At 66.6% G+C, this 12,737-nt stretch carries 15 protein-coding genes; 4 read left to right on the forward strand and 11 right to left on the reverse strand.

The features are described from left to right. Positions 1 to 85 precede the first annotated feature (85 nt). The 8 genes from ACFWXC_RS00770 to ACFWXC_RS00805 all read right to left on the reverse strand — a co-directional run bounded on the left by ACFWXC_RS00770 (position 86) and on the right by ACFWXC_RS00805 (position 7,001). Positions 86 to 292: an FxLD family lanthipeptide gene (locus ACFWXC_RS00770; RefSeq protein WP_384470825.1), complete on the reverse strand. Its 207-nt coding sequence runs from the start codon at positions 290 to 292 to the stop codon at positions 86 to 88. A gap of 58 nt (positions 293 to 350) precedes the next feature. Next, positions 351 to 1,574, reverse strand: coding sequence for a methyltransferase, FxLD system (fxlM, locus tag ACFWXC_RS00775; protein ID WP_384470828.1), 1,224 nt, complete (start codon positions 1,572 to 1,574; stop codon positions 351 to 353). Between the two features lie 102 nt (positions 1,575 to 1,676). After that, positions 1,677 to 2,156 carry a hypothetical protein gene (locus tag ACFWXC_RS00780; RefSeq protein ID WP_384470831.1) on the reverse strand — a complete coding sequence of 160 codons (480 nt, stop codon included), beginning with the start codon at positions 2,154 to 2,156 and terminating at the stop codon, positions 1,677 to 1,679. A gap of 363 nt (positions 2,157 to 2,519) precedes the next feature. Beyond that, complete coding sequence (locus tag ACFWXC_RS00785) at positions 2,520 to 3,362, reverse strand: SAM-dependent methyltransferase (RefSeq protein WP_384470834.1); 843 nt, start codon at positions 3,360 to 3,362, stop codon at positions 2,520 to 2,522. Further along, positions 3,352 to 4,521, reverse strand: a complete 1,170-nt coding sequence (locus ACFWXC_RS00790) for a methyltransferase (RefSeq protein WP_384470837.1) — start codon at positions 4,519 to 4,521, stop codon at positions 3,352 to 3,354. The genes ACFWXC_RS00785 and ACFWXC_RS00790 overlap by 11 nt, the downstream gene beginning before the upstream one ends. Beyond that, the gene (locus ACFWXC_RS00795) at positions 4,518 to 5,009 is read right to left on the reverse strand and encodes a LuxR C-terminal-related transcriptional regulator (protein WP_384470840.1); all 492 of its coding nucleotides are present in this window, start codon (positions 5,007 to 5,009) and stop codon (positions 4,518 to 4,520) included. The genes ACFWXC_RS00790 and ACFWXC_RS00795 overlap by 4 nt, the downstream gene beginning before the upstream one ends. Before the next feature lie 313 nt (positions 5,010 to 5,322). Beyond that, on the reverse strand, positions 5,323 to 6,012 hold the full coding sequence (locus ACFWXC_RS00800) for a DUF6415 family natural product biosynthesis protein (RefSeq protein ID WP_384470843.1): 690 nt from the start codon (positions 6,010 to 6,012) through the stop codon (positions 5,323 to 5,325). A 554-nt stretch (positions 6,013 to 6,566) separates the two neighbouring features. Further along, positions 6,567 to 7,001, reverse strand: coding sequence for an ATP-binding protein (locus ACFWXC_RS00805; protein WP_384470846.1), 435 nt, complete (start codon positions 6,999 to 7,001; stop codon positions 6,567 to 6,569). Positions 7,002 to 7,302: 301 nt separating this feature from the next. Here ACFWXC_RS00805 and ACFWXC_RS00810 point away from each other — a divergent pair, with 301 nt between their 5' ends. After that, positions 7,303 to 8,544 (forward strand): helix-turn-helix transcriptional regulator, encoded by a 1,242-nt coding sequence (locus ACFWXC_RS00810; protein WP_384470849.1) that lies wholly within the window; start codon positions 7,303 to 7,305, stop codon positions 8,542 to 8,544. 58 nt (positions 8,545 to 8,602) lie between these two features. On the opposite strand, the gene cutA is transcribed toward ACFWXC_RS00810, so the two are convergent. Both cutA and ACFWXC_RS00820 read right to left on the reverse strand, forming a co-directional pair. Next, a complete protein-coding gene (gene cutA, locus ACFWXC_RS00815; RefSeq protein WP_384470852.1) occupies positions 8,603 to 8,926 on the reverse strand; it encodes a divalent-cation tolerance protein CutA in 324 nt (107 codons plus the stop codon). A 230-nt stretch (positions 8,927 to 9,156) separates the two neighbouring features. Continuing rightward, complete coding sequence (locus ACFWXC_RS00820; protein WP_384470855.1) at positions 9,157 to 9,846, reverse strand: HAD family hydrolase; 690 nt, start codon at positions 9,844 to 9,846, stop codon at positions 9,157 to 9,159. A gap of 108 nt (positions 9,847 to 9,954) precedes the next feature. On the opposite strand from ACFWXC_RS00820, the gene ACFWXC_RS00825 reads away from it, so the two are divergent. Both ACFWXC_RS00825 and ACFWXC_RS00830 read left to right on the forward strand, forming a co-directional pair. Beyond that, a complete protein-coding gene (locus ACFWXC_RS00825) occupies positions 9,955 to 10,704 on the forward strand; it encodes an XRE family transcriptional regulator (RefSeq protein ID WP_384470858.1) in 750 nt (249 codons plus the stop codon). Between the two features lie 15 nt (positions 10,705 to 10,719). Beyond that, complete coding sequence (locus ACFWXC_RS00830) at positions 10,720 to 11,190, forward strand: NUDIX hydrolase (RefSeq protein ID WP_384470861.1); 471 nt, start codon at positions 10,720 to 10,722, stop codon at positions 11,188 to 11,190. 12 nt (positions 11,191 to 11,202) lie between these two features. On the opposite strand, the gene ACFWXC_RS00835 is transcribed toward ACFWXC_RS00830, so the two are convergent. Then, positions 11,203 to 11,760 (reverse strand): HD domain-containing protein, encoded by a 558-nt coding sequence (locus ACFWXC_RS00835; RefSeq protein ID WP_384470864.1) that lies wholly within the window; start codon positions 11,758 to 11,760, stop codon positions 11,203 to 11,205. An 82-nt stretch (positions 11,761 to 11,842) separates the two neighbouring features. Between ACFWXC_RS00835 and ACFWXC_RS00840 the strand changes: the two genes are divergently transcribed. Further along, complete coding sequence (locus tag ACFWXC_RS00840; protein WP_384470867.1) at positions 11,843 to 12,142, forward strand: hypothetical protein; 300 nt, start codon at positions 11,843 to 11,845, stop codon at positions 12,140 to 12,142. Positions 12,143 to 12,737 lie beyond the last annotated feature (595 nt).

The following is a 12,737-nucleotide window of genomic DNA, read 5'->3' on the forward strand; positions in this document are numbered from 1 at the left end:
GGTGCCCCTTCTGGTCGGGGTGCGCGGACAGGTGGTGCCGGGGCGGCAGCGGTGATCGGCTGCCGCCCCGGCGGCCGGAGGCGCGTCAGGCAGCGTCCTCGATGGACGAGGTGCAGGCGCTGGCCCCGTTCTCGCAGGTGTTGCCGCAGCCGTCGCTGGTGGGGCACATGAAGACGGTGAAGGGGCTCTCGGAGACAACGACCCGGATGTCCAGCTCGAAGTCGTCCTCGGCGAGGGAGTCGACCGCCAGGCCGACCGGGGCGGGGACGCTGTGCAGTACGGCGGTGGTCATGTGATCACTCTCTTTGTCCGATGGGATGGTGCAGAACACCCTGGCCCAGCACCGCGGTTCAGACGGCCGGCCAGGAGATCGAAATCCGGCTGTGCCTCTTGTCGATGATCCGATCGCCGGTGATCCGGTCATCGGGCGTGCCCGCCGGGTAGACGGCGATGCGCGGGCCGTCAGCGCCGCGAACCTTTTCGCCCCAGGTGCGGAGGATGTCGGCGATTCGCTCAGCGAACTTGGACGCGTCGGGCCCGAAGGCGTGGACGCCGTACTCCGCGGTCTTCTTCTCGGTGTCGCGGCGCACGACGGTGTAGGCGAAATGCGGCCCGTCGATGGCGACCATGGACCAGCTGCTGCCCGTGGGGCCGATCTTGCCGGTGGTCAACTCAGGACTGGAGGACATGAAGCAATACGTCGGGACCTGCGTGGACAGGTACATCTGGAGGGTGCCGATGGGCTCCTGGCTGGCGACGGTCACCCCGGTCCACGTCTCGGCGCGTGCGCTGTTCAGGACGCCGTCCAGCAGAGAGGGGTTCGCGGGCAAACCCTCGTCGAAGCGCAGCGTGACGCCCTCCTCTCCGGGGAGCTGCATGACCTGCTGCGTGTGGGAGCCGGCGCCCTGTGCCGCCACGAAACCGCACACGTGGGCGCTGGTGGCGATGAGGTGGTCATCCTGCTGGACGAACCCGTAGGTGCGGGTCAGGCCGTTGATGCGGAGCGGCACGACGAGCCGACCGTCGTCCTTGAGCTGGTTGATCCAGGCGGGCGGGATGTCCCAGGCACCGACCGTCACCACGATCGCGTCGTAGGGGGCGTTCTCGGGAAGGCCGTCCTCGGCGTCGGCGACGACGACATTGACGCCCGTGTAACCGGCCTCGGTGAGGAACCGCTTGGCTCGGTCGGCGGGCGCGGGGTCGATGTCGAGGGTGGTGACCTGTCCCGTGGGCCCGACCAGCTCCGCGAGGTAGGCAGCGTTGGGCCCGTTGGTGCCGATCTCCAGCACGTTGTCACCGCGGCGGATGTCGGCCTGCTCCAGTTGCATCGCCTGGATCTGCGGAGCGGACACCGAGCTGGTGTGATTGCCGTGCTCGTCCTCCTGCGTGATCACGGCGTTGTAAGTGCTGTATGCGGCCTCCAGGGACGCCTCCGGTACGGCAAGGTGCCGGGGCACTTTGCGCATGGCGGCCTCCACCGCGGGCGACACGATCGTGCCGTCATCCTTGAGCTGGTCGACGACCTTGTTGCGGAGCCGGGTGGCTTCGTCGGAGGTCACGGTCACATCGGTCATAAAGGGTTCCTTACGGGGCCTCGTACGCCTTCGCCTTGGGCGTCGGCGCCAACTGCATGGTGGTTCGGCGAGAGATTCCGGCTGGCGGAAGCCGGCTGTTGTTCAACGCCCCAGGGGCAGCTCCTGGATACGCTCGAAGGTGTAGGTGTGGCAGTCGGGATGTTGGGTTTCCATCACCAGCCGCACGGAATTGACGCGCACGGTCTCGTGATGGCGAGCGCGGCCTAGCAGGGCTGAGGCGAGGGCGTCTGCCCGGTTCATCTGCTTGAGGTAGTGGGTGTCGACCTTCCCGTAGGCGGCCGACACATGAGGGAAGTACGTCTCGGTGGCCTCGGGTAGGACCAGGCCGGCGTTCGCCAGGCCGGTTCGGACGCGCAGATTCAACTGCAGCGGCGGGTTCGAGGGGGCGTCATGGGGCCAGACGCGGATGCGGACCGCGCTACGGCTGCGGGCGAAGCAGGCCAGACGCGTCGCCGCCCGTACCTCCGCCTCGGCCTGGTCGGGGCGCATGGTCTTGACGAAGACCCGCCGTCCACCGTCGAGTACGGCGCGATGGTTGACGGCGCTCGTCCCGGCTCGCACACGCGTCGCTGCGGTTCCTTGTACCCCGAACACCTGGAGCAGTGCGGCTTGTACGAACTTGCTCTGCGCCGTGTGATGCGAGGCTGTCTGCCCGTTCATCGCCGGCCTGCCCGACGGGGATGCGGCCGGTGACGACTCGCTTCCGGGCACTCGGGCGTGGCATCGGCCGACCGACCCACACAGGGACTCTCTGGAACGCGCGGGAACGCGCGGGCGTTGGGCATGCGGATCTCCGGGGCGCAGACGTGACGTCCAGCGTCAGTGACCGCGACGCCCGGGTGCCCGTTTCCGGACGCCACGGAGTTTAGCCGTGACACCAACGGGAGTTGGCTGCTCACCGACTTGATCACGCCGGTCTGCTGATCAGACAGCTCGGCCATGCGCTGAATCCTTTCGAGCTGTGCCGGCGTAAGACGCGGCCTGTGGCGGGACCGGGTAGTCGAGTGCCAATGTCTGGGGCGCGGTCAAGCCGGGGGAGGTCAGTCGCCAACCGGCGAACAGCCGGGCGATCTGTTCCTTCGTCCGCAAGTGGACGGGGCAACTGGCGTCCGTCATGGTCTTCGCGAATCTGCGTACGGGTTTGCCCGAGAGGTCGGCGGTGGCGTGCGTGATGATGAGAGCGCTGCCGGTGGCGGCGACGTGTTTGTACTGGTCGACGAGGACGGTCAGGGGCTGTGCCGTGGTGTCCTGGATGTGGTGGAGCACGCTGCCGAGTAGCAAGATGACCGGTTCTCGCCAGTTGATCGTCTCCAGGACCTCTCGCGAGGCGAGGATCGACTCGGGGTCGCGCATGTCGGCGCACAGGCTCTCGACGACAGAGGGCGCCTTGACTGTCACCATTTTGTCGGCGTGGGTATGCACCAGCACGTCGTTGTCGATGCACACGGCGCGTGCGTCGGGATGAATGCGGGTCAGGACATCCACCGGCGTCGGGTTGTGGGGAAGACCGCAGCCGAAGTCGACCAACTGCCGGATGCCCGCGATGGCCAGGGCCTGCACCATGAGGAGCACGTACCTGCGCTCGTGGCGGACGGCGCTCTCCAGGAACGGCATACGGTCGGCTGCCTGAAGGGCCCCGTCACGGTCGACGATGTAGTTGTCTCGCCCGCCGAGCAGGTAGTTCTGCATCCGGGCGCTCGACGGCCGCGACTCCAACTCGGTGATCGCTCCGGAGGGGTGCAGGAGCATCGGATGGTCAGGTCGCATGCCGCTCCACCTCGCCGGTGATCATGTGGAGTTCGGGCAGACGCCACGACGGACCGTCCGGTGCACCGAGCCACAGCATGTGCTCCGTCTCCGTGATCGTCACGCCCAGCTGCTCAACCTCTGGTTCCCCGGCCGCGTGCCACTGACCGAGCGCGTCGAACAGATCAGAGCCGAGATCGCGCGGCCCCCACTCGTAGATGCGCGGAGAGTGGAGGAAGACCACCGCCCGAGACGCCTGGTGGTCATGAAGACGCAGGCGGTCGGCAACGTCCCCTTCGAGCTGCGCAACACCGCGCACGACCTGCATCCGAAGGTCAGGGCGCAGGAGACCGGCGAACAGCCGGGCCGCCGGCCGCACGTGCGCCCCCCTCACGTCCACGGCTTCCGACGCCCGCGGGCGGCCCTGCGCCTCGACAGAGGTGCCCTCACCGGGGCGCTGCTCACGCAGCCACACGGTCTGCAGAGCCGGTCCGGCGTGAAAACGTCCACTGGCCGACACCCCGTCCCGCGCCACGGTCAGGACGAGCAGCGTGCTGGACCCGCCCAGAGCGGTACGGATGGGCAGACATAGCCGGCCACCCGGATGAACCCGGGTGACCCACGCCCACGGCACGCGGCGTACCGCACGATGGGACAGAAGCCCCTGGAACGAACCCGCCGGTCCCAAGACCTCGGCCTCCGGCCGGCTGACCACTCGCACCCTCGGGTAGGGGCGTAGGCGCTGCCGGGCGATCTCGGCGAGACGTTCTGTGTCCGCGACCGTCACCACCTCGCCGCCCTGGAGACGGTGGTCCAGAGCGGCTGCCGTCCAGCCGCAGTCCGTACCGATCTCGGCAATGGCCATTCCCGGCGCTGGAGCGAGCGCGGCCAGGCGCGCCGCGACATCCTCTTTGGACGGGATCACGCCTGTGACGATGCCGGGCCCACCTTCCCCACCGTCGTCGACGTCGAACACGAGCATCTCCGAGCGATGGACGAACTTCGCCCACTCGCCGGCGGTCTTGCTCCGGTCCACCCTGCGCCAGCGACCGCCTCGGTGGGTACGGATCACATGGGGCACGAAGTCCTGCCGCCGATCGCAGATGAATACGTCCCCCGCATGCTGGTGAACACGGTCACTGCCCGGCCGCAGGCTGCCGGCCTCGACGCGGGCCTTCACGACTGCCCTGCCCCGGCGGCGATGCTTCCGGAGCTGTCACGGTCGGTCGCGTGGCCAAGGAGACGGAACTGCCACCCGCGCGTGATCGCGTGCGCGGCCGAGGAAGCGCCCAGCGCCCGCAGCAGGTGTCGAGCGTCCTTGCGCACGTCGTACACCGGACGCTGCTCGTCGGCCGCGATCTCCTCGACGGTCTTTCCATCGGCGAGCCCTGCCAGGACTGTGAGCTGCCCCTTGGGTAGCTCGACGACGCAGTCCATGGGCCCGGGGACGTTCAAGTGTCCGTGACGGTAGGCGAGATCCACCATGCCCGCACGCTCCGAAGTCCCGAGCTTTCCGCCGATCCGGAGGACGTACGTCTTGACCGTGCTGTCGGACACTCCCATGTCACAGGCTGTCTCTGCGGTCGTCCTTCCCTCAGAGATGCCCAGCAGAGCCTCCCGCTCCTGAGGGGATAGCGGCGGCGAGACGGTCTCGTCCGGGGCCGGCATGGTCCTACTCCTTCGGTGTTCTGGCGCAGTCGTCGTCATATCGGGGATCGCCCCACTTCGCTGGTCGGCTCGTTGGGGCGTGAGCTACGACCCGCCGTAGAGCTGCAGGGCGAGGTCGGCGAAGATGCAGACGGTGGGCAGGCTGATAGCGGCAGCGAGGAGGACGGCGCCCCAGTGCTCGCGAGCCTGTCTCCAGCCACGTCGAACGCGCCCCGGGGCTGGCTCGTCTCTCCGGGGGGAGACCGAATCCGGCGGGGAGGCCGGAGTACGGTGAAAGCGCTGAGGGTGCGCAGTGCGACAGGACCTGGCCATGTCACTCACCTGCCCGATCGAAGTCCTGTTCGGCGTAGCGGAGGAGGGCTTCGGTATGGGTCGCGAGACGGAACGAGTGCTCCCTCGCAGCCTTGAGCCCCTCGTCCGGAGTGAAGTCGCGGGCCTCTTGCGAGCGCTCGATCGCCTCACCGCATGCGGACCACCCTCGGCTGCCGGCGGTGAGCGAGTCCAAGTGGATCGAGACGTAGGGGACGAGCGTCGTGACGTAGCCGTTGAGCGCTCGCGTGACCGTCGCGAGGGTGTGCGGATGCGGGTATACCCCCGCTTGCTCCCAGGACTTCGCGGTACGAATGGCTTCGCGGATACGCGTCGAATCGAACCCGGTGCACACCGTCCTGCCCCAGCCGTCGACCACGTCGCCAGTTGCGTCGACAGCAGGAAGGACGGCGAGCAGCTCCCGCCCGACCTCGGACATTCGCCGGTGCAGGGACGCCGCACGCACGGCGTCGCCGGGAATCTCCTCGTTGAGCAGGGCATGCACGCGCACGACCAGCCGATCCTCATCCAAAGGAGGCTCGTTGGAATCGACGGGAACGACTGCTCCGAGCAGTCGCATCAAGTGGCCGCGCGCGAGCAGAAGTTGGACATGGCGCTCGTCCGGGTCTGCGCTAACGGAGACAGTCTCAGCGAAGACCAGTCTGGTCAGTTCGCGATGAAAGGTCTCCTGCACAGCGAGGGGCGACGGTCCGGGTGTTAGGGCTGATACAGCGATCCTTAGGTCACGACCCAGTTCCTTGAATGAGCCCTCCGGACGGGACGCACCGTCCACCTGCCCGCTGCCTACTGTGGGGGCCGAGGTCGTGGTGCGAAGCATCAGGGCAACTCCATTAGTGAGATCGGAAGTTGGCGATACGAGCGCCACCTCGGCGGCCCCCAGAGAGGGGCCGCCGAGGCATTTCGAGCCGCCTCTCGCCGACAAGGGCGGTTCGTTCAGGAGGGACACGGCGCGGCAAGCTAGATGGGCATCGTTCAGGGAGAATGGAGACGCCGCTACCGCCGCACAGGACTCGGTCAGGACGTCCTGGGACGTCCTGCTCATGGCATCGACATCAGGACCAAGCAACTCAGCGGAGGTACGCAGTTGCGTCTGAAGAATGTTGTTGCGGCCCGCCGGTGTTGCTGTTGAGGGCTCTGAAGGCGACGTGGATGCATGTAATGGATTTGCATCGTCGGTGGAGCATCCCAGGCTCAGTCCTGCTCGAACTTCAGGTGTGGCGGCGGCCATCACGACCTCCTCGCGGGGACGCGGAAGACGCACCAGGTCGTCTTGCCGTCGTTGCTGACGCCCCACTTCTGCGCGAGGGCAGCGACCAGGAGCAGACCGCGACCGGACACGTCCTCGTCGTCAACAGGGCGAAGTTCGGCGGGGATCGGGTTGTCGTCAGTTACCTCGATCCGCAATTCTTCGTCGGGGTTCCGGACCCGAAGTCCCACGTCTCCGGTCCCGTGCTCGACGGCGTTGGCGACCAACTCGGAGACGGCGAGCACGACGTTGTCGGCCAGCTCGCCGTTCACCTTCCACAGGCGCAGGAACGCGCGCGTGAGCCGGCGTGCTTGACTGACAACGGCCGGGGCAGAGGTGAAGGCCAAGTCGAAGGCACGTGACGTCTGCGGCGGCGCCTTCGTGGGCGCCGCCGCGACGGCTGTAGAACGGCTCATCGAGGCCCTCCTGGGTGGGCGGCGTGGGGGAACGTGCGCTGTGTGGCTTCACTGGTCGCTGGGCGCACCTCGTTCCCTTGATCACCGGGCGTGTTCGATTGGTGACAAGCGAAGGTCGTGTGGCATCGAGTCGGCTAGCGGGGGCGGTGCCGCCCTGCGGAACGTCGTCGTAGCCCCATCACATCGCGTGTCCAGGCCCCGGACCAGGGGAATCCTGAGGGGGAAAAAGCTGTCAAGGGGGGAAACTGAAGGGGGAATTGAGGCCATGATTGGGGTCCACCCCCGGACAGAGGTCACACTCATGGCAGATCCATTCGCCGAACTGCTCCTCCGGCTCCGGAAGGAAGCAGGACGAACGCAAGAGCAGCAGGCCGATGCCATCAATGCTGTCTCCGGTCGGGACACCGTGACCCGCCGAGAGATCAGCCGCTACGAACGGTTTGAGAACGTTCCGACCGACCACACGCTTGGACAGATCGCGGTGGCCTGCGGTGTCTCATTTGAAGACTTAAGGCGGGAGGCTAAGGCCGCTCGCGCTCGGAAAAGGAAGGGATACGCCCGTGATGAGGAGGACCAGGAGGACGTGAAGCGTCGCACGTTGCTGGGGGGCGCTGCCATCGGCGTGAGCGCGGCTGCCGAGCCTTGGGGACGGTTGGCCCTCGCCCTCAGTAAGGATTCCAAGGCTGATGCGCTTTCCGTGGCCGCGCTCGTCGACCGAGCCGCCGAGTTGCACGTCCAGGAACTCAACCTCAGTGCGCGCCGGTTGCAGCGCACAGTCGAGTCTCACCTTGACGCGATCACCGCAGCTCTGCCTCGTGCTGGCGCGCATGAGCGGGTTCTCACCATCGCGGCCGGAGAAACTGCAGCCCTGGCCGGGTGGGTGGCTTGGGATCTGGGGGAGGGCAATAAGGCTGATGCCTACTACCAGGTCACGTCGGAGTGTGCATCGGCCGCCGGCCACCCTCCGCTCCGAGCCCTGGCCCTGACCTACGCCAGCTACGGAGCTCCGACGCCTAGGGAGAAGCTGAGGCTTCTTTCCCAGGCAGCCCAGGATGTTCGGGGCCACGGAAACGCCACAGCCGCGGCCTGGGTGTTCGGCAGACACGCCGAGGAGGCTGCGGCGCTTGGCGACGACGCAGAGGCACTGCGTGCGCTGGAACGAGCGCGCTTCGCCTACGATTTTGCAGATCCCACAAGCGAGCAAGCGTGGGTCCGATTCGTGACCCCTCACCGGATGGACTCACTTGCGCTCTCCGTCTACGGACAGCTCGGACGCCCCGAACTGACCGCCATGGCCAGCAGTGCCGTCGAACGCCTCGGGGAGGGCCTATCGGATGGTGGTGTTGTCGTCCTCGGCGACCTTGCTTCTGCCCTGCTGCGCGGCGGAGATGCCGAACAAGGCATCCACGTAGCACGCCAGTTTGCAGTTGCAAGCCAGGTCAAGCCCAATATGATGGGAAAGCAGCGTGCCAGAGCCATCGCGACCAGGCTTCCCGAGCACGAGCGAGAACTCGCCGATCAGCTAAACCGGTTTGCGTCTTGAAGCTCTTGGCGCACCCAACGTAGAGCTTCGCCATGACTCGAAGACCTCGCGTAACGCGTCAGTGCTTGGTCGTCTCCTCAACGACCCAGGACAGGTAAGCACCCGATCCGCCTGTCACGGGAAGAGCGACCCACTGCGGTACCTCGTACGAATGGTTCTCGGAGACCCACGCCTCTAGCTCCGAAAGTCGGCTCGCGGTTGTCATGTACGAGATACGCCACTCCCGTGTCGCCTCGATCTCACCTTTCCACCAGTAGATGGCGGTGACCGGTGCGTCGATGTGAGCTCCCGCTGCCAGTTTGCCCTCAACCGCGCCCCGAGCCAGTGCCTTCGCCTGGTCCTCGTCGTCGATGGTCGTCTGCGCGATCACGATGTCGGTCATGCCACTACCTCTCAAGCCGGGGGTAACCCGACCCTATCCATCGACTTCATGCGGTGGGCAGGCACCAGACCACGAGATGCTCTCTGTAGCTGGCGGAGTCGCGGCCGAGCCCTGGTCACCGGTTACAGGCCAGTGCCTAGGCTCGACAGGCTGCTACGCCTTGCCCGCTGACCTGCCATGTTTCAACGTCGACCTTCGAGGAGCCCCCCTTGCGGCGAGGACAGGCCGACTCAGGCCGCCGCTGCACGTAGGTGGGCCAGCAAGTTCTCCGTATCAGTCAGATCCGGAATGACGAAGTCGGCGCCGGCGGCCCGGAGCTCCGCCACCGAGTGGATGCCCGAGGCGACAGCAATACAGCGCGCTTCGGAGTCATAGGCCGCCTGGATATCGCGAGGCGTGTCACCGATCAGCACGGTCGGCGTCGTCATTGCCACGCCATGGGCGGCGTAAATCCGGGCCCGGGCGGCATCGACGAGACGAGCCCGGTCTTCGCTGTCCTCGCCGTACCCACCCACGGACAGGTCGAGGAGGTCGTCGAGATCGAATGCCCTCAGCTTGACGTGCGCATTCGCCGCGATGTTGCCAGTGAGGACCGACGAGCAAATCTTGGAGTCTGTTGCGAGCGCCATCAACGCCTCCTGGGCCCCAGGCAGAACCCGGCCCCGTCTCCGTAGCTCCTCCTCGCGGTCCTGCCCGGCTTCTTCCAGCGACTGCTGCGCTGACTCCCATCTGGGAACCGGCAGGCCGTGCTGGACGAACATCTCGCGCATGATCGCCCGGTCCGTGCGCCCTTCTGTCGGCGCGGGCAGCTCGGCATCCTGCCCCGCGAGGGCTTTGAAGGCGCTGGCGTAGATCTCCTTGCTGACGCCGGCATTGTCTACGAGGGTGTGGTCCACGTCCCACAGAACGATGAGCTGCACGTGCCCAGGGTACGCAGCGTGAACTGCCTGCTATCAGTGACCTCTTGGGACGTCCTGGCGTCCCGCAAGATCTTGCCGCGTCCCAGGACGTCCTGCGAGGATGCAATTGTGAACGAGCGGCTGCGTACGGTGATGATCCAGCGAGAGGTGACCCCGGAGGACCTTGCGGCCTCCTGCGAAGTTGACGTCAAGACGGTGGAGCGCTGGATCAGCCTGGGGCGACAGCCGCTCCGACGACATCGTTGGGCGGTTGCGCGGAGTCTTGGTGTCGATGAATCGTATCTGTGGCCGCCGGAGGCGGACGACATCCCGGGACATCCGACGGAGCAGGCGGAGCTGGTTGCCGCCTTTCCCAACCGCGCGAGCGTCCCCCAGAAAACCTGGGTCCGTCTCCTGAAGTCCGCGCAGGAGCACATCGACGTCCTTGTCTTCAGCGGGACGTTCTTCGCCCAGACCAACCCGCGCGTGGCCACGATGCTCGCTGAACGTGCCGACGCCGGCGTCCGGGTCCGCCTCTGTTTCGGTGACCCGGCCGGCAAGGCGGTCGCCGTCCGTGACGAGGAAGAAGGGATCGGCGGCACGCTCTCCGCGAAGATCAGGGCATCGCTCACCTACTACCGCAAGCTGATCGGCACTCCCGGCTGCGAGGTGCGTCTCCACGACACGACCCTCTACAACAGCCTCTTCCGTTTCGACGACGCACTCCTCGTCAACCCGCACGTCTGGGGGCAGCCCGCCAGCGCCAATCCCTTGTTCGAACTGCGACGCCTGGGGAACGACGGCTGGTTCGACCACTACGCGGGCAGCTTCGACGCGGTCTGGGAGACTGCAAAACCGTGGTCACCCGAATCCATGTAAGGAGCCCGGCCCGCGATGGGACGTACGGAGTACTGGTACGACGAGAGCGCACCCAAGCCGAACACGCTGATCCCGGCGTGCAACATGCTCGTCGTCCGGGAGACCGACGGAGCCATCCTCTTGCAGCGCCGCCGGGACACGGGGCAATGGGCCCTGCCCGGGGGAGCCATGGAGATTGGGGAATCCCCGTCGCAGTGCGCGGTCCGGGAGTGCAAGGAGGAGACGGGAATCGACGCCGAACCCACCGGGCTCCTCGGTGTGTACTCGCCCCCTGAGCATGTCGTGGCGTACACGGACGGGGAGATCCGGCAGGCGTACGAGGTGACCGTGATCGGTCGGCCCGTCGGCGGTGAGCCCACCATCAACGACGAGGCCGATGGCGTCCGCTGGGTCGTGCCCAGCGAACTGGAGTCCTACAACATCCACCCCTCCATGAGGAAGCAGATCGCCCACTTCCTCAACGGGAGGTACCCGCACGTGGACTGAAGTCCGCGCCCCCTACTTGCCGACCGAAGCGAGCCGGACTTCGACCCTGTGCACAGCCGCGCGCAGCTCGGGTTCCGCTCGACGGATGAACCGGCCGACGATGCTGTCGACACCGTATCGACCGAGGATCTCCGCCAGGCGGGCATCGACCGTAGTCGGCTCACCGTCCGGCGTCGTGGTCATGTCGCAGTAGGCCAGCGCGTCCACCAGCGCGGGATGATCGAGAAGGGGGAACTCGTCCTCAAGTTGCTCCCTCAGCCCGCGCTCCTTAGCCTCCAGCACGGCACACGAGTGGTTGGCCACCAGTCGTACCAGCCTCTCGTCCGCCGCCGTTTGGTCGCGCAGGTATCGAGCCCCGTCGAGCGGATGGAATCCGGTGGCTGCCAGGGAAGGCGTGTAGCCGATGTCATGCAGCACGGCTGCTGCCCATAGCAGTTCTGAGTCCTTGCCCAGGAGCCCTGCCAGCGAGCCCGCCCGGGCGGCAACGCCCTGCGAGTGTGCCCAGCGTCGTGGCAGGGGCTCGGCGAGCAAGGATGCGGCCAGCTCACGTGCCCACACGGTGAGATCCATGATTGGCAGACTATGACGAGGAGTGTTGCAAACGTGCGCTGATCATCCGGACGTCCCAGGACGTCTCGCGGGGTGCTATGCCGTGTGGGGCGAATCGCGATCGGGAACAACGGCGTTCAAGGCAGCTGCTGAGCGGCTGCTGGCCGGCACGCCTCTGCGCTCGCTCTCGGGCAAGCTGACCGCCACGGAACTGATCGTCGAGTCTGGGTTGCGCCGTGACGTGGTCTATCCACAGCACCAGAACCTGGTAGACGAGGTCCGGCTCAGAGCCAAGGCGCAAGACAGAGTGCCCGCAGCCGCCCAGGAGCTCGCCGAGCGATATGCCACTGTGGTCGAGGCGCTAAAGAGACGAAGCAACAGCTGGCAGCAGAAAGGACGTTGACCTCCTTCTTGCGCCGCACCACGGTAGAACTGTCGATCGAGGTGGGGAACCTCCGCCGTGAGCAGGAGGACGCCACCGATGCAACGGTGGTTCAGATGCTCCGGCGGCGTGGCCCAATCCGCAAGTTCTCGACGCCGGACCCAGGGACCTGACCGGCCGCGACGTACGCTGACTGGAACGACCAGCGGGACAAAAAGGTCGTGGCTGCGACCCTGCACCAACTGATCGACCTGATCATCTACGACGGGGCTGTTTTCCCAACCAGGAGCACCACGCTGGTAGCCACGATACGTGATCGTATCCACGTCGGGCTCCGAGGCGATCGCGGCCAATCGGCGAATGCCGGGTCACCTGAGTACCTCTGTGTCACCCAATGGGCGCCATCGACCTGAAGCCCTGATGTGGAGGCTGGTTGGGCACCGCGACGGCATCGCTACAGGGGCGGCAATGGCGGAGGCGAGTGCGAGCAGCGTGAAATGGTGTGGGTATCTCCCGAGGGGTGGGGCCGGCAGCAGCGGCGAATGGGGTGAGGGCTGAAACCGTGGCCGCTGGTGCTGTGAGAATTTCCGGCAGGCGGCCATAGGAGGCGGTCCTC

The organism is Streptomyces sp. NPDC058683, from assembly GCF_042716195.1.
In the GTDB taxonomy this organism is placed as follows: Bacteria; Actinomycetota; Actinomycetes; order Streptomycetales; family Streptomycetaceae; genus Streptomyces.

Bases quoted from the DNA above. Each gene is read 5' to 3' on its own strand.
- ACFWXC_RS00770 (WP_384470825.1), bottom strand. From the start codon at position 292: ATGACCACCGCCGTACTGCACAGCGTCCCCGCCCCGGTCGGCCTGGCG.
- fxlM (WP_384470828.1), bottom strand. From the start codon at position 1,574: ATGACCGATGTGACCGTGACCTCCGACGAAGCCACCCGGCTCCGCAAC.
- ACFWXC_RS00785 (WP_384470834.1), bottom strand. From the start codon at position 3,362: ATGCGACCTGACCATCCGATGCTCCTGCACCCCTCCGGAGCGATCACC.
- ACFWXC_RS00795 (WP_384470840.1), bottom strand. From the start codon at position 5,009: ATGCCGGCCCCGGACGAGACCGTCTCGCCGCCGCTATCCCCTCAGGAG.
- ACFWXC_RS00805 (WP_384470846.1), bottom strand. From the start codon at position 7,001: ATGAGCCGTTCTACAGCCGTCGCGGCGGCGCCCACGAAGGCGCCGCCG.
- ACFWXC_RS00810 (WP_384470849.1), top strand. From the start codon at position 7,303: ATGGCAGATCCATTCGCCGAACTGCTCCTCCGGCTCCGGAAGGAAGCA.
- cutA (WP_384470852.1), bottom strand. From the start codon at position 8,926: ATGACCGACATCGTGATCGCGCAGACGACCATCGACGACGAGGACCAG.
- ACFWXC_RS00830 (WP_384470861.1), top strand. From the start codon at position 10,720: ATGGGACGTACGGAGTACTGGTACGACGAGAGCGCACCCAAGCCGAAC.
- ACFWXC_RS00835 (WP_384470864.1), bottom strand. From the start codon at position 11,760: ATGGATCTCACCGTGTGGGCACGTGAGCTGGCCGCATCCTTGCTCGCC.